Raw genomic sequence first — 23271 nt, forward strand, 5'->3', positions numbered from 1 at the left:
CTCGCGACAGGATGCCGCCAATCAGCGCATCCGCGTCAACCACGGTTGCGGCTCTAACGCCCGCCCGGCCTCGGCGCCGTGGCGCATCTGACGCGGACGATCGTCCAGCCTTCGGGCGTCAGCCGTTCCAGTTCGGGGCCGGCGGCGAAGATGCAGGCGATGGGCAGGCGCGGCACGAAGTCGTGGACCTGCTCGACGCAGCGGTCGGACACGCCGATCTCGCAGAGGAGGGCGATGATACGCATCATGACCCGGCCACCATTGCCAGGCCGACGAACCCAATGAGCGCGAGGGCACAGAAGCGATTGATCCGCCGAGCCATCCGCGAATCGATCCTGAGGACAGGCGCGGCGTGCCGCTGCGGGTCATCTCCCGCAGGCGGTGTCCGAGAAAGCCCGCGAGCATCGTCGCCATCTGGTGGCGCTGGAAGAAGTTCGCGTTGTCGAGCGACAGGTAGGGGACCGAGGGTTTCTCGGCGAGATATTCCTCGAACTCCCGGAACTTCGCCTGGTCGTAGCGCGAGCTGCGCGCCGTCGTCAGCACGATCGGCGCCACCTGGGCGCGACGCCCGGCGCGGCCGGCGCGCTGCTGGTAGTTGGCGATGTTCGGCGGCACGTTCTTGCACAGGACCGCCTCGAGGTCACCCAGATCGACACCCATCTCCATGGTCGTCGTGCAGGAAAGAAGGTTGACCTCGCCCTCCTTGAACTGCTGCTCGATCACGCCCCGCAGCTCGGTCGAGATCGCCGCGGTATGCTCGCGCGCGATGCCGAGAAGCGGCGTCTCGCGGTAGCGGCGGACGTAGTGGTTTGCCGCCTCGATCGCGTCGCGCTCGGCGCGCGAGAGCTCGCTCAGCTCACCGCCGCACTTGTAGGACTGGCACTTCCCGGCGGTGTCGAACTGCGTCCGTGCCCCGCAGCTTGCGCAACGATAGAGGGGTACGTCGCGCCCGTCGGCGACGACGAGCGAGTTGTCGAGCTTCAGGCCGAGCCCCTTGCCGTGCCCGGCGCACATGCTGCGCGCCGACATCACCGCCCTGAAGAAGGCGTCGATCACGTCGCGCGCCGCCACCGGCGTGAGGCCCAGGCACTCCTCGAGGAACCAGGTGAACCGGTTGGTGCGCTTCGCCGCCGGCAGGTAGCCCATGACCAGGTCGCTGCGCGGGTTGCGCTCGCGCGCGATTGCGCGGTTCTCCTGGGCGAAGGCCGACGTCCAGATCGAATCGTCGTCGAGGCGAATGCCGTGGTCGGGCACCTTGGATATTGCCCGGTGAGTGCGTGCCGCCTTGAGGAAGAAGCGCGCGATCGCCTCGGCATGCGGCTTCAGGGCCTCGGGAAGCGTTGCGGCGATGGCCTGGCTGGCACGATCGAGATGCGTATAGTCGACCGAGATCAGTCCGAACCCCTCGAGCGAGGTGCGCAATCGCGCGAGCACGGTGAGCTCGGCCACGATCAGCCCCTTGAGCCGGATCTCCTCGTTCTCGCCCGTCTCCCGCGCCGAGGTGATCCCGCCCGAGTAGAGGCGCAGGCCCTGCGCGTCGAGCCGTCGGCGCACCGCGGTGACGAGGTTCGGCAGATCGATGTGGCCGCTTTTCGCGACCACCGCCAGGATCGCGGCGCGGATCGCCTGCTCGCGCGAGGTGCGCTCGAAGAACGGCGCGAAGAACGCCGCGTCCTGACGATTGTCCGAGAAGGTGAGCAGGTTGCGCGCCTTCATCGGGTGATCCTCGGCCGGCTTGCGCGGCGGCAGGGCCTCGAGAAGCGCCTGCCCGCAGACCGCGGCGAAGGCATCGTCGCCCGGATGAATGCCGGTAATCGGCTCGGCATAGCGCCGCGGCGCGTAGCCGCAGGCCAGGCACTTCTTCATGTAGAAAGCGCGCTCGTCCTCGTCTTCCCTGAGCGGCGCCGGCTCGAGCCGCACCGCGTCGGGCTCGTCGTCACCGACGAGAATTCCGGTCGCCGGATCGATGGCGATCGACGGCAGGCGCTCGTCATCCTCCACGACCTCGCCCGTTTCCTCGTCGATCTCGATCGCCTCCGGCCCGTCGATCAGGCGCAGGACCAGACGCCTTGCATTGCGCTCGAGCGCAGGGCGTACCTCGCCCTCGACGTGCCAGCCCTCGATATAGGGTTCGCCGCAATTGCGGCAGACCAGGAGCTTGTACGCCGGGCTCTCGCCATCCTCGGCGGTGAGTCCGCCGACGACGACCTCCGACACCTTCTCCGGCGCCTCGCCAAGACGTGTTCGACCTCGTCTATGGTGGTGGCGCGGCCGAGGCTGAAACGGATCGCGCCCATGCCGACCTGCGGCGTAACGCCCATCGCCTCCAGCACCGGAGATAGCTCGACCCGTCCCGAATGACAGGCAGACCCGGTCGAGGCCGCGACCTCCGGCATGGCGGCGAGGATCTCAGCGCCGACGCGCCCGCCGAAGGCGACGTTCAGCGTGTTGGGAAGGCGGCGCTCGGGATGGCCGTTGAGGACGACCCCGTCGCCGAAGGCCTCCGAGAGCCCATCCCACAAGCGGTCCCGCAGGCTTTGCACCTCCACCAAGGGTGTAAGGTCGGCGGCAAGGCTGGCGGCCACGCCGAGTGCTGCTGTGAGCAGCGCGCTTTCCGTACCGGCTCGACGGCCGCCTTCGTGCCCGGCGCCATGGATGAACGGTTCCAGTTGTAGGCCGTCACGGATGAAGAGCGCGCCGACGCCCTTCGGGGCATGGAACTTGTGCCCGGCCATCGTCAGCAGATCGACGCCGAGTTCGTCGACCCGAGTCGGGATTTTGCCAACCGACTGCGCGGCATCGGTGTGGAAGCGAACGCCGTACTCTTGCGCAATCGCCGCGCACTCCGCAATGGGTTGGATCGTTCCCGTCTCATTATTGGCGTGCATGATGGTGACGAGTACGGTGTCACTCTTGATCGCGCGCCGCAGGTCGTCGGGATCGACGAGCCCCGTGCCATCGACCGGCAGCCATGTCAGCCGCGCGCCGAGGCGCTCAAGGAACCGAAGCGGCGCCACGATGGCCGGATGCTCGGCACTCGACGTGACGAAATGCGGCCGTTCCTTGCCGCTGGCGAAAAAGACGCCCTTCAGCGCGTGGTTGTTCGCTTCGCTGCCCCCGCTTGTGAACACGATCTCCCGCGGCGCGCAGCCGACAAGCGCCGCGACCTGGACCCTGGCATTGGCCACCATCTGGCGGGCAGGAGCCCCGGCCCAGTGGCTGCTGGAAGGATTGCCGTGCCCGGTCTCCAGGGCATGGCGCATGATGTCGGCGACTTCGGGGGCGACCGGAGTGCTGGCGTTGAAATCCAGATAGATATCGTGCATGTCCGCGTCGCCTTTCACGTCGGATCGTCTAACTGTCCTGCTTGTGTATGGCGAGCCAGCCGGTCGTGCCGCCCTCGAGCCAGAGTGCGTCCGGGTGGCCAAGCTTTTTCAGCATGCCGGCGCCTTCGGTGGAGCGGCCGCCGCCCTTGCCGCAGATGGTCACGGGTGTCTTGCCGGCAGGAATTTCGCCCACCCGAGCTTCGAGTGCAGCCAGCGGGATGTGCACGGCGCCAGTCACGTGGGTGGCCGCGTGGTCATCGGCGTCGCGCACATCGATCAGGTGGAAGCGATCCGGATCGGCCGCGAGGGCGGCCAGCGTGAGCATCTCCACCATCAGAACACCAAGACCTTGTCGGCGGCGAGCGTCGCCTGGGCGAGTTCGTCCATGGTCGAGCGGCTTGCCCCCTCTATCATGTCGCCCTCAGTGAGGCCGCGGGCGTCCATGCAGGTGCCGCACATCAGGACGCGCCCCTTGGCGGACAGCACACGACGGAGCATGCGCTCGAGGTTGTAGTAGCCATCCGGCGTCTTCTGCCCGGCCTTGGCGCAGAGAACCGCGTCGGCCATCAGGAAGACCCTGACCTCGGCCTCCGGGTCGTTCTTGGTCAGCGCATGGGCCATGCGCAGACCATTGAAGCTGCGCTCCGTGCCGTAGGGCGGGTCGTTCAGCAGGATCAGATGCTTCATGCGGGTGCTCCTTCAGCGGCGGGGTTGAGCCGCGGGTGGGTTTCCTCGCCGAGCCAGAAGAGCACGGCGCCGGACACGAACATCGAGATCGCGACGAACCAGAAGGCCGCCTCCGCAGCGCCGGTCAGGCTTGCGGCAAGGCCGAGGCCGAAGGCGCCGATGGCGTAGCCGAGGTCGCGCCAGAAGCGGTAGATGCCGATGGCCGAGCCGCGCCATGCGGGTGGCGTGATGTCCGCCACCGCCGCCGAGAGGTTGGGGTAAAGCAGCGCCATGCCGAAGCCCGCGACGCCGGCCGAGAGCGACCACCAGAGCGCACCGGTGCCCAGCACCACCATCGCCACGCCCGCGCCGCAGATCCACATGCCCAGCACATTGGGCCAGAACCGGCCGACATGGTCCGACAGCCGCCCGGTGACAAGCTGCGAGCCGCCCCATGTGAGCCCGTAGACACCGACAATCCAGCCAACCTCCGTAAGGCTGGCGCCCTGGCTGACGAGGAAGACCGGGAACAGCGCCCAGACCAGCGCGTCGACGAACTTCTCGACCAGCCCCGCCTGGGAGATCGCGAAAAGGCGGCGGTCGCGCCAGCTCATCAGTGCGAAGACCTCGCCCGTGGTGGGGTGCTCGGACACGTCCCGCGGATAGCGCGGCAGCGATTTCGGCGGCGCGGCCTTGTGCGCTGCGGTCTCCGCCTTGGCCCAGGGGAGCGTGTCCTTCACCCAGACCACGGTGAGCAACAGCGCCAGAAGGACCACGGCCATGCCGAAGACAAGGAGCCCCGTCCGCGCGCCCAACCACTCGGCAGCATAGGCGGTCAGGATGCCCGCGATCGCCACGCCGACATAGCCGGAGAACTCGTTGAGCCCCATGGTAAGCCCGCGTTCTTCAGCCTTCGTGATGTCGAGTTTTGCGGTCTGCGTCATCGACCAGCAGAGGCCCTGATTGACGCCCAGCAGCACGGTCGCGGCGACGATCCAGTTCCAGTCGGGCGCATACCAGATCATCACCGGGATCGGCAGCGCCACGACCCAACCCCAGAACAGCACCCGCTTGCGCCCGATCCGCTCCGACCAGCGCCCGGCGACGAAGTTCATCACCGCCTTCACCGCGCCGAAGGCCACCACGAAGGACGCCAGCAGCAGGAACGACCCTCGCTCGAGCCCGAACTCGCTTTCTGCCAGCGCCGGGACGACGGTGCGCGTCATGCCGATAGCGAAGCCGACCAGCATCACCTGGATCAGTTGATGCGAGACCTGTACGAGGTTTTCGCGGATGCCGCGCTGAAGATCGCTTGCAGTCATTCGGCGGGCTCCTTCGTCGAGATGCGCGGGTCGAGCGCACCGCCGCTCGCCGGGCCGCGGAGGGGCTGGATCAGCATCCGGTCGAGCAAGAGGTCGCGGCGCGTGCGGAACTGCTCGATCCCGATCTCCATCCCCTCGTGCCCCTTGGCTGCCTGAGCGACGTAGGTTCCCAGCAGCAGGTCCCACCACGGCAGGTTGAAGCCGTAATGCGAGTTGGTCTCCCGCGGATCGGCGACGAGGATGGCTTCGAACATGGCGCGAGCCGTCCGGCTTGTGGAACGCGACAGAATCGCTATTATTCAAGACATCACTTGAATGATCTATCGTCAGGAGGCACGCGGTGTCAATCAGCCCGAAGGCAGCCCTTCTCGAGGAATACGCCCTGGTAGCTCGCGCCCTGTCCGCGCCGGCGCGGCTTTCGATCCTCGAGCAACTGGCGCAAGGCGAGCGCGGCGTGGAGACGATTGCGGAAAAGACCGGCCTGACCCTCGCCAACTGCTCGCAGCACTTGCAACAGCTGCGGCGCGCCGCGCTGGTCACCAGCCGCCGCGAGGGAAAGTCGGTGATCTACCGGCTCACGGATGCGAAGACGCTGGCGCTGATGGATCTCCTGCGCATCGTGGCCGAGCGGAACCTCGCACAGGTCGAGCGCATCCTGCGCGGCCTCTCGGGTGGCGAGGAAGCCCCCGAACCGGTCAGCCGCGCCGACCTGGCCGCGCGGCTCGCGGAAAACTCGGTCATCGTGCTGGATGTCAGACCGGCAGACGAATACGCCGCCGGCCACATCCCAGGCGCGCTCAACGCGACACTTGCAGAGCTGGAGCAGATGCTCGTCATGCTCCCGCCCGATGCGGAGATCGTCGCCTATTGCCGCGGCCCCTATTGCGTCTACGCTCACCAAGCGGTTGCAGCGCTTCGCAAGCGCGGCCTCAACGCCCGGCGGCTCGACGGAGGCCTGCCAGAATGGCGCGAGGACGGAAGGCCGACCTTGTCCGCACCGACTTGAATTGCCCGGTCCGCCCAAGGGCCGGGTGCGTTGCTGCACCTGCATAATGATCGAGCATACCGCGCTTCGCCCAAATGTCGCTGATCGGCTTATTCTGTTGAAGAACTCGGAGAGCGGCAGAACGAAGACCGATCGGCAGAAATTCTTCCCGCTCATGCACTGATTTGAAAATCATGTTCGCAAGAGCGTTCGCTGGCAGAACCATGTTCTGACAAATCAGACAGTTTTTGGAAGGTCCGTTTTTTTAACAGAATAGGTTCCGAGCAGCCGTTCGCCTGACGTTCTTATTTGAAAAGCTGGAATGGTCTGGAACCGGCGCGGTCAGATCGAGTCGGCAGAACCACCGATAGGCCAGGTTGAGATGCACCTCCTCGCACAGCCGCCGTTCCGATCGGATGCCGAAGCAGTAAGGCACGCGTCTTGGTCCGTCATCCGTGCGCCTGCACGCCGGATCGTGCCGTGGTGTTCGAACGGGGCGGCCCTGGCGCAAGTCGCGTCGTCGAGTAAGTGAAGGATCGATACGGACCCGAGCGCGGGCTTTGGCACATGCCATCATGCTGAAGCGCGGTCCGCGCAGCGAGATCCTGATAGGAATCCGGCTCGACTGGATCGGATGTGACGGGGATCTGGTGACGGTCCAGATTCCGGCCACCGAGGAGAAGCTGCGCCGGCGCGGTGATCCAGATCTGCCGATTCTGCTCGGGGAAGCAGCGAGCCGTCTGCGCCGCGCCTATGTCGACAACATCCGTGAGAACGCACTGCTGCATGGCGACGAGAAGAACCCATACCTCTTTCTTGGGCAGGACCGTTGGCGAGTCACCACGGGACAGCCGTCCACAGCATCGAGAAGCGCAGGTTGTCAAACCGAGCAGCTGTGTCGATCCGGCCCCCACTTGTGAGGGCCGGATCGCACAGTCTGCCAGACAGAGAAAAGTAGAGGAGGAGGAGAACTTGACCCGGCCCCGATCCGGACAATGAACTGGAGGCTACCATGTTCGACACAATCGACCTCGTTACAGCAACCGCCATCCCTGCTCCGATCCAGGTGTTCATGGCCGAAAACATGGAGGGGATCGTCGGCGCGGCTACGATGCTCGGTGGCCGTCGCGGCAGGGAACTGGCGCAGTCGATTATCGAGCGTCTCGCCGTCGGCGGGGAGATATCCGCATCGACAGTTCGGGCGCTGGAAGCGTTGCGGGCGCTGTTGGCACTCGATCATGTGCACGATGACAGCCGGGACGAAGCGGGGTTCTTCGCAATGATCAATCCAGACGATCCTGTGGTCGAAGAACTTTGTCTTCTCACCGATGGCTACACCGATGCACTCGACCGCTCTGGGCTGCGTATAGATCCTCGCCCCCAGAAACAGAAGGCGGCGTAAAGCAAAGAACGCCCACAGCTGTCGGCTTCTCCGGCCGACAGTTCTTGACGACGCCAGCGCAAACAACACGCGGCAGGTGCCGCGACGCTGGCGTCAAGGAGACCAACATGAATCTTCGCAGCGTCAACATTCGTCGCAACGGCGCGCCGTGGCAGAAGTGCCTCAAGGTTGGCGACGTCGTCCTCTTTGAAGTCACCTTAACCGGCATCGCGCTGGGCGCTATGGCTGTCGGGCGTCCGTGTCTCGTGATCGAAGTTGGCACGGTGCTCGGCGGGCGCTATGCCGTCCTCGCGTCCAGCGTTGCGGCTCATCCGCCAATTCAAAGCGAATTGGGGTTGCTCGTGCAATCTCCGCATGAGCTTCGCATTGCAGGGTTGCAAGAGCCGACGTTCTTTCTGCTGAGCCAGCAAATCGTGGTGCCGCTCAATGACCCCGGATTTCTGTTGGACAGAAACACCGCCACGCCGCGAATGGGTTGCCTGGAACGCTTCGCGCTCGAGCGTCTGACGGGACTGCTTGTGCCTGAGCAGCCCGCAGCCCGCGTAGCCCCGGGAACCGCGCAGCACCCGGGTCGAGGTCGCTCGCGTCGACGGCGAACGGTGCGGCCATTCGTGGTTGAGCGAAGGTCGCGCAAGAAACTTTCGCACAGACCGGGAGCATTCGCATGAGTAGATCGGTTAACGAGGACCTCGATGACCTCCGAAAAAGCGCAGCCGAAGCGTTCGGTCTCGCGCGGACGGTGCGGGACCAACTCATCGGGACCGTTGTTCCGGCCCTTCCACCCGCGCGTCGGACGTTCGCCGAATGGCTGGGCCGGAAACTCGAAAATGGAGCATTTTTCGAGGAGTCGATGGTGCGCGATATCGACGCTTTCATAGCTGAGATCGAGCGTTTGTTCGCGGCGGGAACGCATATCGGTTGGGAAGCCGACGCTCATCATGTCCGGGGCGGTTATCCGGTTGTCTATCTCGACGACCGAGCCCGCGCTCTCGAACCCGTTGTCGATGATTTGCGACTGCTCAGGACCGCGATCGTGCGTGTGCTCGACACTGCGCGCGCCGCCTCAATCGCCGGCTCCTTGGCGGACTGAACCTTGCGGCGCCCGCGTCGGGCGCCGCACTTGAGGGCCAACCAGCCCATGCTGCCGGCCGGATCACCGGCAGTAGGCGCGTCGGCGAATCTCCTTCTGCTGCACCCATGCCGACGCGCCCACCTAAGTGCGCATTACCAACGGAGTTCATTGCCGAACTGCGCAATTACAAGGATCTGCTGGGAATGGACCGCTGAACGTCTGACCTCTGTAGTGTGCCGGATCGTATCGCCACAGTAGTGTCGGAAGCAGACCCAGCTCTACTGACCGGCCTCGGCATCGCGCATCTCACGCGGACGACCAACCAGCCCTCGGGCGTCAGCCGCTCCAGTTCGGGGCCGGCGGCAAAGGCGCAGGCGATCCGCCGGCGCGGCACGTAGTCATGCACCCGCCCTGCGCAGACGACTGTCGCGCCGATCTCGCAAATCAATGACCTTCATCATGCTCTGGCCACAATGGGCAGTCCGGCGAAGCCCAGAAGCAAGAGCCCAAAGCCCTGGGTGATGGTCCGGGAGGGCGCGCGGACCGGTTTGAGAAGTGCATCCGCGCTGGCAGCAGCGACATCAAGGACCGGCTCTTCGTCGTTAGCTGGTTCGTCCTCACCATGTCGAAGTGCGAAACGAGACATCACGATCGCGTGCGAGATCGCCCTACAAATTTCTTGGCCTACCGAGGGGTGCCAGAAGCACTGGTTCGTACTTCATCAAGCCGCAACGACCATCGGCCGCAGGGACTTCGCATGCAGGCCCAACTATGCTAATTCCGCGCGATGCTCATCCCGATTCTCTCGATAGAAGCAACCAACCCATCGACTGTGAGCCGCGCAGTCTCCGCGCAGTCTCGGGTGAGCACCAACTTGCAGGAGACGGACCGAAAGCACGCAGATCGCTGAAGATACACAGAAAATTTGGTAGCGGAGGAGGGACTTGAACCCCCGACACGCGGATTATGATTCCGTGATCGCTATACTTGAAGGCGATGCTCTCCGAGACACCGAGGCGTCTCGGCCCCGTCGCACGCAGGCTCGTGTGTCATCGGTTCACTATCACGAAAGATCCGCCCGCAGCTTACATCGCGCGCCAGCGCAGCAATGCGCAGGTTGCACCCCCTCCCCCTTCCATCTGAGGCTGATTCCACTCCCGCATCCTCTCGTGCCTCTCATCCCAAGGCATGGAAATGCTCGATCGCCGATCGCTTCATGGGGTTGCGTGGCAGGCGCATGGACCGACTGCCGATGAGTTCCCGAAACGCCTTGGCGGCTTCACGAACAACCGAGCGGGGAAGCCGATCGCCGCTCTCGGGATCGACCCGGTCGAACTGGAACAGTTCGTCCTGCGTTCCCGGTGCGATGACAGTGATGCGCTCTGCCTCTCCCAAGTGATCGAGCGTCACGTCGACCGCCAGGCTTTCCTGTTCGGCGAGATCGCATGATGCGATAACAGGAAATCCGTGCCGCGGACTATAGTCGATTTCGAGGCGGAAGTCGGCCCGATCCACGGCCGCCTTCAAGTGACGGGTATTGTGCGCCGTGTAGTGTCGGTTCAGCACCGTGCCGCGTCGGTGTCCCGCAAGCGCCTGGCGCTGCCCCTCGGTGACGCCCGACAAATGCAGCATCGAACTGAGCGTTTTGCGCATGGCGTAGAAGTCCTCGTCGAAGTCGCCGAGGCCGAGCCTGTCGAGAATGCGGTTGAGCGCCTTGCTGAATGGGCCGGTGAGATCATTGATCTCGGAGCGCTGGGCGGCATCGGGGAAGAGCAGCGGGCCATGTTCGTCGTCGAGGTCGCGCACCCACTCGACGAAGCCGAGATCCAGCAGGAGTTGCGGAACCGGGACGACACGCTGGGCGTCCTCGGTCTTGCCGCCCTGGTCCGGGTCAAGACCGATCGCGAGGCAGTGCACGCTGTTGCGCAGGAGCAGGTTCTTCCGCTTCAGGAGCAGGATTTCCTCGATCCGGCTTCCGAGCGTCAGCACGATCAGCGGCACCCAGTAGAGCGCGTCGCGGATGATGACCTCACCGGACCGCCACCGTCGGTGAGCGGAAAAGCAGCCGGTGTAGATCGGACTTGTCAGAAATCCGGCCAGCCGTTCCTCGGTCCAGGGCATGCGGATCTTGGGTTGCGTCACGCGCACGTAGAGGGGGTCGTCCGGGGCCGCGGCGGCCAGCGCACGCTCGATCACCTTGTAGGAAATCGCCACCGGCGCATTCCGGCAACCGAGGTCGGCCGCTCCCTTGAAGAGTCGGTTGAGACCGTCGCGGTTCCGCTTGATCGTCTTCATCGCCAGCCGCGGTGTGAGCCGCTCGGACAGGAGGGCGCGCTTCTCGATATCGGAGATATCGGTTCGGGCGCGGATCTCTTGCATGATCGCCTCGTCCTCGAGATCCGCCTTGGCGATCTCGTCGTGCTTTGAAAGCTGGACCGTCTCCTTCAGGAGCCGGCCTTCCCGCCGGGCTTTCTCCGTGAAACGGTTCTTGCCATGCGCCCTACCGTGACGCTTCGGCAGCCGCGCCATCCAGAGAAAGAACTTCTCTTGGTCTTCCGCCGAGATCGACGTGACCGGGACGTCACCGAAGTAGTCGAGCGCGACCTGTCCGATCGCGTCGATATTCCCCTTCATCGCCTTGGTCGGGTACATGTTGAGGGTGCGGGTCCAGGCGGCAGACAGGAGGATCGGCGCGCGGGTGAAGTCATCCACAGCCGCCGCGGAATACCGCCCGACGAGGGGCAAAGCTTCCGTGCGGGCGTCCCCGCCATCGAGCACGTCCGCTTCGAGTTCGGCGATCTCGCGGACGAGGTCGACGGCACGGCGGCCGAGGTCGGCCGGCAGCGGTGCGGCGATCTCAAGATTGAGCGCCCGGGCGGCACCCGTCACCGGCGCCTCCAGGGCCCTGAAATCCTGGCGCCGGGCGCCACGGCGGAGGTCGTTGCGCCGCGCTTCGAGCGCCGCGATGCGCCGGTCGATCTCGGCGTCCGAGAGTACCGGACCGTGGTCCTGTTCGGACAGGATGCGGGCCAGCTCTCCCCGGAGGACCTCGCCCAGAAGGGCGTTGATCTTTTCCGGGGTCAGTGTCGGGTTGTTCAGGTCACTCATGATACTCGTCTCTACGCATTTCAAAACTGCGAGGAGACGAGCCGCCCGGCTCATCGCCTCGAGCAGTAGAGGGGTTCGAAGCGAGAGACAGCAAAACGCGCGACCGCAACTTTGCCGGATGACGTTGGGTAAACGTTTCCGGAAGTAGAAGACATGGCCGCGGCGCTGGAGATAGGGACCTGCCGGCCGCGGCCGGCGGCACGGCAGGGGAAGGACCGCGGCGGAGGGGCGCACCCCCGCCTGTGGCGCGGTCTGTGTCACAGTTTGTGTCACACCCGGAGCGGGGTATGACACAGCGTTTCCGGAACGGGCCTTTGCGACCCTATTTCCTTGGGTTTTCGGGTGATTTGAGGAAAACATGGCTGGGGCGGTAGGATTCGAACCTACGGTACACGGTACCAAAAACCGTTGCCTTACCACTTGGCTACGCCCCAACTGCGCCGGCTTGTAGCCAAGCGCGAAATGCCGTGCAAGGGGAGATTGGTGAAAATCATGCCTCCGTGCGAGGCTGCCCGGAAGTCTCGCGCCAGCGCGACCAGTCCTCTGGCGTGTCCAGATCCGTAGTGGCGTGCGTCCCGGGCAGGGCGACCAGAAAAGGTGGATAGGTGCGCAAGAGCGCGCGCGCTCCGGCGTCACCGGATAAAGCGGAAAACTCAGGGAGATAGCGCGTGGGAAATACCACGGGATGACCAGGTCTTCCAGAGATCGAAGTCGCCCGGATCGGGGGGCCATCGGCGCTGAACGACGCCGCCATCTGCGCGAAATCGTCTTGCGTCAGGTCCGGCATGTCGGCGGGGCAGATCATCAGACCGCATGCTTCGATGTCTTGCGCCCATCGCGCCGCTCTTCTCAATGACGCGCTAAGCCCCTCACTGGCATCCGCAATGCGCAACCTCTCGATCGGCAAGCCCGCAAGACAGGCGTCGCGGTCTAGTGCGCGCGGTGGCAGGGTCACGGCTAAGGGACCTATCTGCGCGGCAAGGATGCGTTCCACCATCCTGCGCAGTAGCGGCGTGCCTTCTATTTCCTCCAGAAGCTTGTCGCGCCCTCGCATCCTGCGTGAGCGCCCTGCGGCCAGCAAGACTGCAGCGAGTGACACCTCACTTCTCGGGAATTAGCCCGCGCGGTGCGAAACGCAGCATCAGCAGCAGCGCGAGGCCCATCATGATAAGACGGGTATGCGCTGACTGATCCATCAAGTGCGAACGAAGCGCGCTTTCAACTCCAAGACCCGAAGTCAGCGCATCCATCAGCCAGCGTCCGGCAGGCTCTGCTTGAACCCAAAGAAACCAGATCACGAAGCCGCCCAGCACAGCACCCCAGTTGTTCCCCGAACCGCCCACGATCACCATCACCCAGATCAGGAAGGTAAAGCGCAGAGGTTCATAGCTGCCCGGCGTCAACTGACCGTCAAGCGTGACCATCATCGCCCCAGCAAGACCGCAAACGCCCGAACCGAGCACGAAAACCATGAGGTGCCGGCGGGTCACGTCCTTGCCCATCGCACGTGCTGCAGTTTCGTTGTCGCGAATCGCGCGCATCATTCGACCCCAGGGAGAGTTCAGCGCGTTTTCCGAAAGCCATATCAGCACGGCCAGAACCAGAACAAAGAGCAAGGCGTAGCCGGTCAGTTCGATCACCCGTGCAGTATCAGAAAGGCCAAGCCCCAGTCGCTGCGACACTCCCTGAACCCAGTCGTACTGCTGCAGCGTCACCGGCCGGGGTACGGCGCGGGGTATGCCAACGACGTTATTTACGCCGCGAGTGAGCCATGCCTCGAACTTCAGTACGGCTATCACGATTTCGGATATCCCGAGCGTCGCGATGGCCAGATAGTCCGATCGCAACCCAAGCGCGATCTTGCCAACGACCCATGCAAGCCCTGCGGCCATGACCGCGCCCACCGGCCAGGACAGGATCACCGGTAGACCCAACCCGCCGAGATAACCCTCGGTGGCCGGGTTGATGCGCTCGATAGCCGCGGTGGCGGGGGCAAAGACAAAGCGAGTGATCATGTAGCCGACGACGAGCGTCAAGATCAGAGCAAGCACACGCAGCTTGCCGGGAGGGAGTCGTTTCCAGATCAGAATCGCAGCAAAAATTGTTCCCGCGCCCAGCATCAGGCCAAGTACCGCGCCAAAGCCACCGACAGCCCATGCCTCAGGGACGGGCGGCATCGCGATCAGGACGGCCGCCAATCCCCCGAAGGCGGTGAACCCCATCACGCCGACATTGAATAGCCCCGCATAGCCCCACTGGATGTTGACCCCCAGCGCCATTACCGCTGAAATCAAGCTCATGTTCAGAATCGTTAGTGCCAGAACCCAACTCTGGTACATCCCGGTGAGCGCGAGCGCGACGCCCATTACCGCGAACAACGCGACGTTGCGAAGATACCCGGTCATAGCGTGCGCCCCTTGAAGATACCTGTCGGTCGGAAGATCAGCACCAGAACGAGGATGCCGAAGGTGACAGCGAACTTGTAGTCTACCGGCAGTATCTGCATCAGTCCTGCGGGCTCCCATCCCTCGGGGCCAAGATAGCCGACAACGCGCCGCCAGGCATAGGTGATGCCCATCTCCGCAAAAGCCACGACATAGCCACCGATGATTGCCCCCATCGGATTGCCCAGACCGCCAACGATTGCGGCGGCGAAGAAGGGAAGAAGCAATTGGAAGTAGGTGAACGGCCGATAGCTCTTGTCGAGCCCGTATAGCGTTCCGGCAAGCACCATGAGCGTACCGGCGATCGCCCAGGTGATGACCACGACGCGTTCCGGGTTGATCCCTGAAAGAAGCGCCAAGTCCTCATTGTCCGAATAGGCGCGCATGGACTTGCCAGCGCGGGTGCGATTGAGAAACCAGAACAGCAAGCTCATGGCGATCAACGCGACCACAATGGTGAGAGCTTGAGCGGACCGAAATGCCAGACCCTCGGCCAGCCCCGTCCAGTCCCGGAAGTCACGCACCGAGATGATGAACCGCTCCCCATCCGCGAAACGTTGCTCGCTTGGCCCCATGATCAGGCGCGTAATGCCGTTGGTGACGAACATGACGCCCAGCGAGGCCATGACCAGGATCATCGGCTTTGCCTTCACTTTCCGGTAGAATCGGTAGACCGTCCGGTCGGCGGCGAGCAAATAGAGGACCGTGGCAACGATACCCACGGGCAGTGCCAGAAGTGCCGTGGGAAACGGCCCCAATCCAATCCCCTGACCCTGCAGCCACCATGTCACCAGGATCACGATGCCGGTGCCGAACGCCATGATGTCGCCATGCGCGAAATGCGCGAAGCGCAGAATTCCGTAGATAAGTGTGATCCCGAGCGCCCCGAGCGCGATCTGGCTGCCGTAAGCCAACGCTGGGATCAGAACGAAATTCGCCAGCACAACGATCGCGTTGAGCAGTTCCATCGGTCAGCCTCCCAGGAAGGACTTGCGCACTTCGGGATCGGCCAGAAGTGCCTGCCCGGTGTCGATGTAGCGGTTCTGGCCCTGCACGAGAACATAGCCCTTGCTGGCGATCGCCAGCGCCTGCCGGGCGTTCTGCTCCACCATCAGGATAGAGATGCCGGTGCGGGCCACTTCGATGATCCGGTCGAAAAGCTCGTCCATGACGATAGGCGAGACGCCGGCGGTCGGCTCGTCGAGCATCAGCACCGAAGGTTTTGTCATCAGCGCCCGACCAACCGCAACCTGCTGGCGCTGCCCCCCGGAAAGCTCTCCTGCTGCCTGGCGCCGCTTGTCACGCAGGATCGGAAACAACTCGAAAACCTGATCCATGGTGCCGCGAAAATCGTCTTCACGGATGAAGGCACCCATCTCCAGGTTCTCCTCGACCGTCATCGAAGGGAAGATGTTGGCGTTTTGCGGCACGAAGCCCATGCCCTTGCGCACGCGCGCCTGCGGCGTCAAAGCCGAAATGTCCTCCCCCATCAATCGCACCTGGCCCTCGCGCAGGTTCAGCATGCCGAAGACAGCCTTCATCGCCGTCGACTTGCCGGCGCCGTTCGGCCCCACAATCACCGCGATCTGGCCTTTGTCGACTGCAATGGTGCAGGAATGCAGGATGTCGGCGCCGCCATAGCCGCCGGTCATGCCCTCGCCGATGAGCACGGGTTCAGACATGACCCGCCTCCTGGACCACCTTGTTCTTCAGTCCGGTGCCGAGATAGGCCTCGATCACCGCTTCGTTTGCCTTGATCTCGTCAAGCGAGCCCTCGGCCAACACTTTCCCCTCTGCCATGCAGATGACGGGGTCGCAGATGCGCCCGATGAAATCCATGTCGTGCTCGATTACGACAAAAGTGTAGCCCCGCTCCTGGTTGAGCCGGACAATGGCATCGGCGATTGTGTTGAGCAGTGTGCGATTGACGCCGGCGCCAACCTCGTCAAGGAAGACAATCTTCGCATCGGTCATCATCGTCCGGCCAAGTTCCAAGAGCTTCTTCTGCCCGCCAGAGATATTGCTCGCCTTCTCGCCCGCGATGTGGTCGATGGTCAGGAATTCTAGAACTTCGTCGGCGCGACTGCGGATTTCCTCCTCCTCGCGGCGGATACGGTTGCGGTGGAACCATGTGTTCCACAAGTCCTCGCCGGTTTGGCGCGGGGGCACCATCATCAGGTTCTCGCGCACGGTCATCGAATGGAACTCGTGTGCAATCTGGAAAGTGCGCAAAAGACCTTTGTGGAACAGCTCGTGCGGCGGCAGACCGGTGATATCTTCGCCGTCCATCCAGACCTTGCCTGAGGTTGGCTCCAACACTCCGGCAATCACGTTGAAAAGCGTCGTTTTGCCCGCCCCATTTGGACCGATGAGTCCGGTGATCGACCCCGGAGCGATCTGAAGCGACGCGCCATCGACGGCATGAAAGCCACCAAAGTGCTTGTGCAGGTTCTCGACCCTGATCATCGCAGCTCCCTGTCGTATGCGGCCCCCTCTTGACGGGTGGGCTTTCAAAAAAGCCCGGGGAGGGTGAACTCCCCGGGCCGATACCCTCGGTTCGCCGAGGGCACAAGTCTCAGTGGAACTGCACCGTCGTCAACTGACCATCCTCGAACATGTACTCGCGGTAGGTGCCGGCGGCTTCGCCTGGCCCGATCAGGTTGACACCGGTGGCGCCGACATAGTCGATCTCCCCGCCTTCGGCGAGAATCTGCAAGCCGCGCGCAAGATCGCCCGCGTGGATCTCTTCGCCCGGGCCGTTGGCAACACGAAGTACGTTCGCGGCGATCCCGGCCGACGTGGCCTCACCCGCAGCCTGGGCCGCAAGCGCCAGCAACGCGGCGGCGTCATAGCTTTCTGCCACAAACGATGACGACCAGTTGATGCCGCTGTCGGTCCCGACGCGCTCCCAGTTCTCGGCGGCTGTGCCGACCGACGACGGGACTGTGCCGACCACGCCCGCGGCAGCCTCGCCGACGATGTTCGGCATGTCTTCGGTGAAGACGCCGTCGCCGACGAAGAAGGTCTCGAAGGCACCCAGCTCGTAGGCGGTTCGGATGATGTTTGTACCGCCATCGACATAGCCCAGCACCATCAGCGCGTCGCCGCCAGCCGACGCCAGCGAACCCACTTCGGCCGAATAGTCGCCGCGCGCTTCCTCATGCGGGATAGTGGTCGTCACCGTACCACCCGCTGCGGTGAAGTTCTCGACGAAGGCGTTGGCCAGACCCGCGCCGTAGTCGTTGTTGGTATGCGTAACCGCGACGGTGTCGATCCCACGGCCGAGCACGATATCGGAAAGAAGCTGTCCCTGCCGCGCGTCGGAGGGCGCCGTGCGGTAGAATAGCCCGCCCGAATCGAAGGTGGTGAAGCCGGGCGAGGTAGCCGAGGGCGAGATCATCGGAACACCTGTCGCCATGGCGACATTCTCCAGCACTGCGCGCGTCACGCCGGAACAATCCGCACCCATGATCGCGATCGCCCCCTCGGACGAAATCAGTCGCTCCGCCGAAGCCTGAGCCAGCGACGAGTCGACGCAGCCGGTGTCGGCGCGTACTGACGCGATGGTCTGGCCGCCCAGCCACTCACCGCTCTCGTTGATTTCGGCGAACGCCACTTCGGCGCCATCGGCCATATGCGGGGTGATCGATTCGATCGGTCCGGTGAAGCCTAGGAGGATGCCTATCCGCACCTCTTGCGCAAAAGCGCCCCCGGCAGCCAGCGCCGAAACGGCGGTCGCAAATAGCAGTTTCTTCATGGTTCACTCCCTTGAGCTTATCGTTGCCGAGCCAGCTTAGACTCCGGTTTCATCATTGAACAGAGGGATTTGCCGGGGGTTACTGGTCAAAATACCGCCAGTGAACGCTGCGGCTGCGCTCGGAAATCAAGGCTCGCCCGCGGAGTCCCACTCCGGACCAGCGGGTTCCGCGCCAGCCTCGTCTTCGATGCCCTGCGCACCCCGTTCGCGATAGGGCGTCGTTCCATACTGGGCGCGGTAGCATTTCGAAAAATGCGAGGGAGAGGCGAACCCGCAGGCGAGCGCCACGTTGATCACGCTCAAGTCGGTCTGCATCAGCAGGTTCCGCGCCTTTGCCAGACGCAACTCCATGTAGTAGCGCTTTGGACTACGGTTCAGGTAGCGCCGGAACAGGCGCTCGAGCTGACGTGTCGACATGCCGACATCCTCAGCCAGTTCGGCCGGCGAAACCGGGTCTTCAATACTCGCTTCCATCGTCTCGATCACCCGACTAAGCCGAGGATGCCTGACGCCGATCCTCGTCGGTATCGAAAGGCGCTGCATATCGCGATCGGTTCGGATCGCAGCATGGATCAGTTGATCGGACACCGCGTTGGCCAGATCCTTGCCATGATCGTCGGCGATCAGCGCGAGGATCAAGTCGATCGAAGCGGTGCCGCCGGCACTTGTCATCCGGTTGCCATCGATCACGAAGACCGAGCGCGTGAGCACGACATCCGGGAATTCCTCGATGAAGCCATCGTAATTCTCCCAGTGGATGGTCGCCCGTCGCCCGTTCAGCAACCCGGCTTCGGCCAGCGTATGCGCTCCCGTGCAAACCCCACCGATCACCGGCCCCTTTCGACCGATGCGGCGCAGCCAGTTGATCACCCCTCGCGCCGATGTCGTGCGGATTTCGGACCCGCCACAAACGATCACCACGTCGTCGTGCCCCACCTCGCCCAGCGGACCATCCACGATCAGACGTGCCCCGTTCGAACAGCGCACCGGCTCTCCTGTCTCAGAAAGCAGCGTGAAACTGTAAAGTGTCTGCCCGCTCATCCGATTGGCGATCCGCAAGGGCTCGACTGCCGAGGCGAATGCAAGCATCGTGAAACGGTCGAGTAACACGAAAAAGAAGCGACGATGCCGGATGGGAAGGGTCGATGCGCCAGGTGATGCCGGCGCGTGCGAAACCAGTCCGCCTCGCCTCGGCTGCGGACGCGCTGAACCCCCAGCGTCGGGTCTGTTTCCGCTCATTGGCGTGCCTCGCCATGGCTGGGCTACATCATCTCTTCGCTTAGCGAATGCGCGCAGCCGAAGCAATGCAACGCGAGCGAGGGCCTTCCGGGTTGGCATGGGGCCGTCGCTTCCTGTAGGAAACGGCGCAACGGCGTGCGACTGCGCCGTTCCCGAAGGAGACGAGCGATGAGCGATCACTGGATCAAGTCGGGCTGGCGCACGAAACCGCGCGTACAGATGCCGGAATATCCCGATGCGCAGGCACTCGGAGCCGCCGAGGCTCAACTGAGCAAGTATCCACCGCTCGTCTTTGCCGGCGAGGCGCGTGCGCTGAAGGCGCGGCTGGGCGAAGCGGCGGCCGGTCGCGCGTTTCTGTTGCAAGGCGGAGACTGCGCCGAGAGCTTTGCAGAGTTCAACGCGGACATCATTCGCGACACCTTCAAGGTGCTGCTGCAGATGGCGATCGTTCTGACCTTCGGCGCCAAGGTTCCCGTAATCAAGGTGGGGCGGATGGCCGGCCAATTCGCCAAGCCACGCTCTGCTCCGACCGAAGTCGTGGGCGGGCAAGAGTTGCCAAGTTATCGCGGCGACATCGTCAACGGCTTCGACTTCACGGCCGAAGCGCGTGCGCCCGACCCCAGTCGAATGCTGCAGGCCTATACTCAGGCCGCGGCCAGTCTGAACTTGCTGCGGGCTTTCTCCAAAGGCGGCTTCGCCGATATCCATCGGGTCCACAACTGGACGCTCGGCTTTGCCTCGGGCGGCAACGCCGAACGCTACCGTGCGCTCTCAGATCGGATTGCCGATGCCCTGGAATTCATGACGGCGGCAGGGATCAGCAGCGAGACAGCGCCGGCAATCTCCGAGGTGGATTTCTACACGTCTCATGAGGCATTGCTCTTGGAGTACGAGGAAGCGCTTTGCCGTATTGATACCACCACAGGGCTTCCGGTCGCGGGGTCGGGGCACATGCTTTGGATCGGCGACCGGACCCGGCAGCCGGACGGGGCGCATGTCGAATTCTGCAGCGGCGTGCAGAACCCGATCGGTTTGAAATGCGGCCCGACCCTGAACGCGGAGGACCTCAAGCGTCTGATCGCACGGCTCAACCCAGCGAATGAAGCGGGCCGACTGACCCTGATCGCGCGCTTCGGGGCCGGCAAGGCATCAGAGCACCTGCCACGACTGATCCGCGCCGTGCAGGAGGAAGGCGCGAAAGTGCTCTGGGTTTGCGATCCGATGCACGGCAACACGATCAAGTCGGCCTCGGGCTACAAGACGCGACCGTTCGAGCGCGTACTGCAGGAAGTTCGCGATTTCTTCGCCGTCCACAAGTCCGAGGGCACCATCCCGGGCGGCGTGCATTTCGAGATGACCGGCAAGGACGTGACCGAATGCACGGGCGGGTTGCGCGCGGTTACCGATGAGGATCTGTCGGACCGCTACCATACCGCTTGCGACCCGAGACTGAACGCCAGTCAGTCGCTCGAGCTCGCCTTCCTTGTGAGTGAAGAACTCTCCGACCGGCGTGCGGACCTGAAGCGTCGCGCTCTCTGATCTTTCAGACGCTTCGGATCTTGAGTAGCGAATCGCCTGACGAGTCCGGAGAATACGTTGGCACGGGTTGTATGCCAGCACCCGGTTGCTTTGCCGCGTACTCTCCCTCACCGACTTGGTCTCTCGCCAACCGTTAAACCATTCTTCAACAATGAGGCGCCAAGACTTTTCCATGCCGCGCGACCCCGCCCTTTCCGAGTTGCCTCTGCCGCTGTTTGCACCGGCCGGCGAGGACGAGGCGGTGCCCGCGCCTCTGACGGAGGGCGCGAAGCTGCCGTCCTATATACGCGACCACCGCAAGCGGCTGCGGGAGCGTTTCCTGCACGGGGGCGCGCAGGCGATGCCTGACTACGAATTGCTGGAACTGCTGCTGTTCCGGGCGATTCCGCGGCAGGATGTGAAGCCGTTGGCGCGGCATCTGATCGAAGTCTTCGGCGATCTGGCGGCCGTGGTGTCCGCTCCGGCCGCGCGACTGACCAAGGTGCCGGGGGTGGGCGAGGCGGTGGTGGTGGAGTTGAAGCTAGCCGAGGCGATGGCGTTGCGGCTGGCGCGGGCGAGGGTTCTCAACCGGCGGGTCATTTCCAGTTGGGACGCGCTGCTGGATTACTGTCACACGGCGATGGCGCATCGGGAGACCGAGCATTTCCGGGTGCTGTTCCTGGACCGCAAGAACTGCCTGATCGCGGACGAGGAGCAGGGGCGCGGGACGGTCGATCACGTGCCGGTCTATCCGCGCGAGGTGCTGCGGCGGGCGTTGGAGTTGAACGCCTCGGCGCTCATCCTGGTGCATAACCATCCCTCCGGCGACCCCAGCCCCAGCCAGGCAGACATCGCCATGACCGAGCAGATCCGGCTGGCCGCGGAGGCGCTGTCGATCACGCTTCACGACCACCTGATCATCGGCAAGGAACGCGAAGCAAGCTTCAGGACGCTGGGCCTGATCTGAGCCCGTCGCGGGTCCGATTGGAGCGATTCAAGACCTTCGAGGACCGCGGTCCAAATTTGGGGCGATTATATACTTGACAAAGCAAGCGCGGTTTTGCATATTGGGTTCAAGGAGATATCGCTATGAACCTCACAGACCCCATTTTCAATGACGCCGACGCGGCCCGCGAATACCTTGAAGCCTCGCGTTGGGCAAATGGCGTGTTCTGCCCGCATTGCGGCGGCACCGAAAAGTGCAAAAGACTGGAAGGTTCCAAGCATCGCCCCGGCCTTTTCCAGTGCGGCGATTGCCGCAAGCAGTTCACCGTCACTGTCGGCACCGTCTTTGAGCGCTCCAAGGTTCCGCTGAACAAGTGGATGCTGGCGACGTTTCTTATGGCTTCCTCCAAGAAGGGCTACAGCGCCCATCAATTGCACCGCACCATCGGCGTTACCTACAAGACCGCATGGTTCATGTTCCATCGTATCCGCGAAGCGATGCGCAATGACGATAAAACCCCGATGGGATCGGGCGGCGGCATTGTCGAATCCGACGAAACGTTCATCGGCAAAGACCCCAAGTTCACGCGCTACGCCAAGAACAAGCTGGGCTATCGCCAGAAGATGAAAGTTCTCGCTCTTGTGGATCGCACCACCGGCAAGATCCGCAATATGGTCATCGACCATGTCTCGCGCAAAGACATTGACCCGATCCTCAAGGAAAACGTCGCCCGTGAGGCCCGCATGTCCACCGATGAGGCGTCCTATTACCGCCACCTTGATGGAATGTTCGCCGGACACCTGACCGTCAACCACGGCGCGGGCGAGTACGGGCGCGGTGAAGCCCACACGAACACGCTGGAAGGTTATTTCTCCATCTTCAAGCGCGGCATGAAGGGCATCTATCAGCACTGCGGACGCCAGCACCTGCACCGCTACACCGCAGAGTTTGCCTTCCGCTACAACCACCGCATCGCGCTGGACGTGGACGACACGATGCGCGCTAACGCGATCCTCAAGGGCGCGGAAGGCCGTCGCCTCACTTATCGGCGGGCTGACTCAATCTTCGCCTGAGTTCCGCGACTTGGTCGCGCGCTTGCTGGACGATTGGTCGTCTGAGGATTGACTCTCAGGTGGAGTCGAGTCCCCCTTGTGGGGCTTCGGCTTCATCTTGAGAAGGTTCTTCACTGTGTCTTCAAATGTGGCCACGCCAATCCCCCTTCTTGGCCCGAAACTAAAGGTCGAGCGCGCAAAGCGCCACCTTTCGGATTTCCAGCAGACCATGCGGGTCTTCTTTGAAAGTAATCCATACGAACTGATGGTCTAGAGTGACGAGAGAACCGGAGATCAGGTCTACTGTGTCCGGGTGAATGCATGCCCCCCGGGCGAACTCAGCGTTATTGCGGGCGATGTGGTGCACAATTTGCGATCCGCTCTCGACCAAATGGTGTGCGCGCTCGTCAGGGCAAATCGCAAGCAGGTTTCTG

23 protein-coding genes, 1 tRNA gene and 2 pseudogenes are annotated in these 23271 nt (G+C 63.5%); 9 read left to right on the forward strand and 17 right to left on the reverse strand.

What is annotated here, in order from left to right; genetic code table 11:
* Window positions 1-21 precede the first annotated feature (21 nt).
* The 6 genes and pseudogenes from IM708_RS21700 to IM708_RS15375 all read right to left on the reverse strand — a co-directional run.
* Window positions 22-1866 carry a helicase-related protein gene (locus IM708_RS21700; RefSeq protein WP_209427484.1) on the reverse strand — a complete coding sequence of 615 codons (1845 nt, stop codon included), beginning with the start codon at window positions 1864-1866 and terminating at the stop codon, window positions 22-24.
* Between the two features lie 182 nt (window positions 1867-2048).
* On the reverse strand, window positions 2049-3326 hold the full coding sequence (locus IM708_RS15355; protein ID WP_209427463.1) for a cysteine desulfurase family protein: 1278 nt from the start codon (window positions 3324-3326) through the stop codon (window positions 2049-2051).
* Window positions 3327-3354: 28 nt separating this feature from the next.
* A complete protein-coding gene (locus IM708_RS15360; RefSeq protein ID WP_209427464.1) occupies window positions 3355-3660 on the reverse strand; it encodes a rhodanese-like domain-containing protein in 306 nt (101 codons plus the stop codon).
* Window positions 3660-4013 carry a DsrE family protein gene (locus IM708_RS15365; protein WP_209427465.1) on the reverse strand — a complete coding sequence of 118 codons (354 nt, stop codon included), beginning with the start codon at window positions 4011-4013 and terminating at the stop codon, window positions 3660-3662. The genes IM708_RS15360 and IM708_RS15365 overlap by 1 nt, the downstream gene beginning before the upstream one ends.
* Window positions 4010-5314: an MFS transporter gene (locus IM708_RS15370; protein ID WP_209427466.1), complete on the reverse strand. Its 1305-nt coding sequence runs from the start codon at window positions 5312-5314 to the stop codon at window positions 4010-4012. The genes IM708_RS15365 and IM708_RS15370 overlap by 4 nt, the downstream gene beginning before the upstream one ends.
* A pseudogene (locus tag IM708_RS15375) lies at window positions 5311-5544 on the reverse strand (sterol desaturase family protein); the annotation flags it as partial. The pseudogene IM708_RS15375 and the gene IM708_RS15370, both read right to left, overlap by 4 nt.
* Window positions 5545-5654: 110 nt before the next feature.
* Here IM708_RS15375 and IM708_RS15380 point away from each other — a divergent pair.
* Window positions 5655-6320: a metalloregulator ArsR/SmtB family transcription factor gene (locus IM708_RS15380; protein ID WP_209427467.1), complete on the forward strand. Its 666-nt coding sequence runs from the start codon at window positions 5655-5657 to the stop codon at window positions 6318-6320.
* Window positions 6321-6609: 289 nt separating this feature from the next.
* Here the strand turns inward: IM708_RS15380 and IM708_RS15385 are convergent.
* Window positions 6610-6735: pseudogene (locus tag IM708_RS15385) on the reverse strand (transposase); the annotation flags it as partial.
* 124 nt (window positions 6736-6859) lie between these two features.
* Here IM708_RS15385 and IM708_RS15390 point away from each other — a divergent pair.
* From IM708_RS15390 to IM708_RS15410, 5 genes are all read left to right on the forward strand, one after another.
* Window positions 6860-7219 (forward strand): hypothetical protein, encoded by a 360-nt coding sequence (locus IM708_RS15390; protein WP_209427468.1) that lies wholly within the window; start codon window positions 6860-6862, stop codon window positions 7217-7219.
* A gap of 92 nt (window positions 7220-7311) precedes the next feature.
* Window positions 7312-7701 (forward strand): hypothetical protein, encoded by a 390-nt coding sequence (locus IM708_RS15395; RefSeq protein WP_209427469.1) that lies wholly within the window; start codon window positions 7312-7314, stop codon window positions 7699-7701.
* Window positions 7702-7808: 107 nt separating this feature from the next.
* Window positions 7809-8369 (forward strand): hypothetical protein, encoded by a 561-nt coding sequence (locus tag IM708_RS15400; RefSeq protein WP_209427470.1) that lies wholly within the window; start codon window positions 7809-7811, stop codon window positions 8367-8369.
* A complete protein-coding gene (locus tag IM708_RS15405; protein WP_209427471.1) occupies window positions 8366-8791 on the forward strand; it encodes a hypothetical protein in 426 nt (141 codons plus the stop codon). Before IM708_RS15400 ends, IM708_RS15405 begins: the two co-directional genes overlap by 4 nt.
* 239 nt (window positions 8792-9030) lie before the next feature.
* Window positions 9031-9171 (forward strand): hypothetical protein, encoded by a 141-nt coding sequence (locus tag IM708_RS15410; protein WP_209427472.1) that lies wholly within the window; start codon window positions 9031-9033, stop codon window positions 9169-9171.
* A gap of 778 nt (window positions 9172-9949) precedes the next feature.
* On the opposite strand, the gene IM708_RS15415 is transcribed toward IM708_RS15410, so the two are convergent.
* The 9 genes from IM708_RS15415 to IM708_RS15455 form a co-directional block, all read right to left on the reverse strand.
* Complete coding sequence (locus IM708_RS15415; protein ID WP_209427473.1) at window positions 9950-12142, reverse strand: DUF6538 domain-containing protein; 2193 nt, start codon at window positions 12140-12142, stop codon at window positions 9950-9952.
* Window positions 12143-12240: 98 nt separating this feature from the next.
* Window positions 12241-12315 (reverse strand) — tRNA-Gln (locus IM708_RS15420).
* 56 nt (window positions 12316-12371) lie between these two features.
* Window positions 12372-12980, reverse strand: a complete 609-nt coding sequence (locus IM708_RS15425) for a nucleotidyltransferase family protein (RefSeq protein ID WP_209427474.1) — start codon at window positions 12978-12980, stop codon at window positions 12372-12374.
* A gap of 1 nt (window position 12981) precedes the next feature.
* Window positions 12982-14286: a branched-chain amino acid ABC transporter permease gene (locus IM708_RS15430; RefSeq protein WP_209427475.1), complete on the reverse strand. Its 1305-nt coding sequence runs from the start codon at window positions 14284-14286 to the stop codon at window positions 12982-12984.
* Window positions 14283-15293 carry a branched-chain amino acid ABC transporter permease gene (locus IM708_RS15435; protein WP_209427476.1) on the reverse strand — a complete coding sequence of 337 codons (1011 nt, stop codon included), beginning with the start codon at window positions 15291-15293 and terminating at the stop codon, window positions 14283-14285. The genes IM708_RS15430 and IM708_RS15435 overlap by 4 nt, the downstream gene beginning before the upstream one ends.
* A gap of 3 nt (window positions 15294-15296) precedes the next feature.
* Entirely contained in the window at window positions 15297-16007 is a 711-nt protein-coding gene (locus IM708_RS15440; RefSeq protein ID WP_209427477.1) for an ABC transporter ATP-binding protein, read from the reverse strand.
* The gene (locus IM708_RS15445) at window positions 16000-16791 is read right to left on the reverse strand and encodes an ABC transporter ATP-binding protein (RefSeq protein WP_209427478.1); all 792 of its coding nucleotides are present in this window, start codon (window positions 16789-16791) and stop codon (window positions 16000-16002) included. The genes IM708_RS15440 and IM708_RS15445 overlap by 8 nt, the downstream gene beginning before the upstream one ends.
* A gap of 109 nt (window positions 16792-16900) precedes the next feature.
* Window positions 16901-18082 (reverse strand): ABC transporter substrate-binding protein, encoded by a 1182-nt coding sequence (locus IM708_RS15450; RefSeq protein ID WP_209427479.1) that lies wholly within the window; start codon window positions 18080-18082, stop codon window positions 16901-16903.
* Window positions 18083-18208: 126 nt separating this feature from the next.
* Window positions 18209-19171, reverse strand: a complete 963-nt coding sequence (locus IM708_RS15455; RefSeq protein ID WP_245243233.1) for a GlxA family transcriptional regulator — start codon at window positions 19169-19171, stop codon at window positions 18209-18211.
* Window positions 19172-19489: 318 nt separating this feature from the next.
* Between IM708_RS15455 and IM708_RS15460 the strand changes: the two genes are divergently transcribed.
* From IM708_RS15460 to IM708_RS15470, 3 genes are all read left to right on the forward strand, one after another.
* Window positions 19490-20860 (forward strand): 3-deoxy-7-phosphoheptulonate synthase class II, encoded by a 1371-nt coding sequence (locus IM708_RS15460; RefSeq protein WP_209427480.1) that lies wholly within the window; start codon window positions 19490-19492, stop codon window positions 20858-20860.
* A gap of 172 nt (window positions 20861-21032) precedes the next feature.
* On the forward strand, window positions 21033-21806 hold the full coding sequence (gene radC / locus IM708_RS15465) for a DNA repair protein RadC (RefSeq protein WP_209427481.1): 774 nt from the start codon (window positions 21033-21035) through the stop codon (window positions 21804-21806).
* A 122-nt stretch (window positions 21807-21928) separates the two neighbouring features.
* Window positions 21929-22858: an IS1595 family transposase gene (locus IM708_RS15470; protein WP_209427482.1), complete on the forward strand. Its 930-nt coding sequence runs from the start codon at window positions 21929-21931 to the stop codon at window positions 22856-22858.
* A gap of 160 nt (window positions 22859-23018) precedes the next feature.
* Here IM708_RS15470 and IM708_RS15475 read toward each other — a convergent pair.
* The coding region (locus IM708_RS15475) for a hypothetical protein (RefSeq protein WP_209427483.1) at window positions 23019-23271 on the reverse strand (253 nt) is incomplete at its 5' end.

It is taken from the genome of Pararhodobacter sp. SW119 (assembly GCF_017811755.1).
In the GTDB taxonomy this organism is placed as follows: domain Bacteria; phylum Pseudomonadota; class Alphaproteobacteria; order Rhodobacterales; family Rhodobacteraceae; genus Pararhodobacter.

Excerpts from the sequence above, each read along its gene's own strand:
- IM708_RS15355 (WP_209427463.1), bottom strand. The coding sequence starts at position 3,326 with ATGCACGATATCTATCTGGATTTCAACGCCAGCACTCCGGTCGCCCCC.
- radC (WP_209427481.1), top strand. The coding sequence starts at position 21,033 with ATGCCGCGCGACCCCGCCCTTTCCGAGTTGCCTCTGCCGCTGTTTGCA.
- IM708_RS15440 (WP_209427477.1), bottom strand. The coding sequence starts at position 16,007 with ATGTCTGAACCCGTGCTCATCGGCGAGGGCATGACCGGCGGCTATGGC.
- IM708_RS15435 (WP_209427476.1), bottom strand. The coding sequence starts at position 15,293 with ATGGAACTGCTCAACGCGATCGTTGTGCTGGCGAATTTCGTTCTGATC.
- IM708_RS15455 (WP_245243233.1), bottom strand. The coding sequence starts at position 19,171 with ATGCTTGCATTCGCCTCGGCAGTCGAGCCCTTGCGGATCGCCAATCGG.
- IM708_RS15360 (WP_209427464.1), bottom strand. The coding sequence starts at position 3,660 with ATGGTGGAGATGCTCACGCTGGCCGCCCTCGCGGCCGATCCGGATCGC.
- IM708_RS15395 (WP_209427469.1), top strand. The coding sequence starts at position 7,312 with ATGTTCGACACAATCGACCTCGTTACAGCAACCGCCATCCCTGCTCCG.
- IM708_RS15460 (WP_209427480.1), top strand. The coding sequence starts at position 19,490 with ATGAGCGATCACTGGATCAAGTCGGGCTGGCGCACGAAACCGCGCGTA.
- IM708_RS15470 (WP_209427482.1), top strand. The coding sequence starts at position 21,929 with ATGAACCTCACAGACCCCATTTTCAATGACGCCGACGCGGCCCGCGAA.
- IM708_RS15400 (WP_209427470.1), top strand. The coding sequence starts at position 7,809 with ATGAATCTTCGCAGCGTCAACATTCGTCGCAACGGCGCGCCGTGGCAG.
- IM708_RS15405 (WP_209427471.1), top strand. The coding sequence starts at position 8,366 with ATGAGTAGATCGGTTAACGAGGACCTCGATGACCTCCGAAAAAGCGCA.
- IM708_RS15430 (WP_209427475.1), bottom strand. The coding sequence starts at position 14,286 with ATGACCGGGTATCTTCGCAACGTCGCGTTGTTCGCGGTAATGGGCGTC.
- IM708_RS15450 (WP_209427479.1), bottom strand. The coding sequence starts at position 18,082 with ATGAAGAAACTGCTATTTGCGACCGCCGTTTCGGCGCTGGCTGCCGGG.
- IM708_RS15370 (WP_209427466.1), bottom strand. The coding sequence starts at position 5,314 with ATGACTGCAAGCGATCTTCAGCGCGGCATCCGCGAAAACCTCGTACAG.
- IM708_RS15365 (WP_209427465.1), bottom strand. The coding sequence starts at position 4,013 with ATGAAGCATCTGATCCTGCTGAACGACCCGCCCTACGGCACGGAGCGC.
- IM708_RS21700 (WP_209427484.1), bottom strand. The coding sequence starts at position 1,866 with ATGAAGAAGTGCCTGGCCTGCGGCTACGCGCCGCGGCGCTATGCCGAG.
- IM708_RS15445 (WP_209427478.1), bottom strand. The coding sequence starts at position 16,791 with ATGATCAGGGTCGAGAACCTGCACAAGCACTTTGGTGGCTTTCATGCC.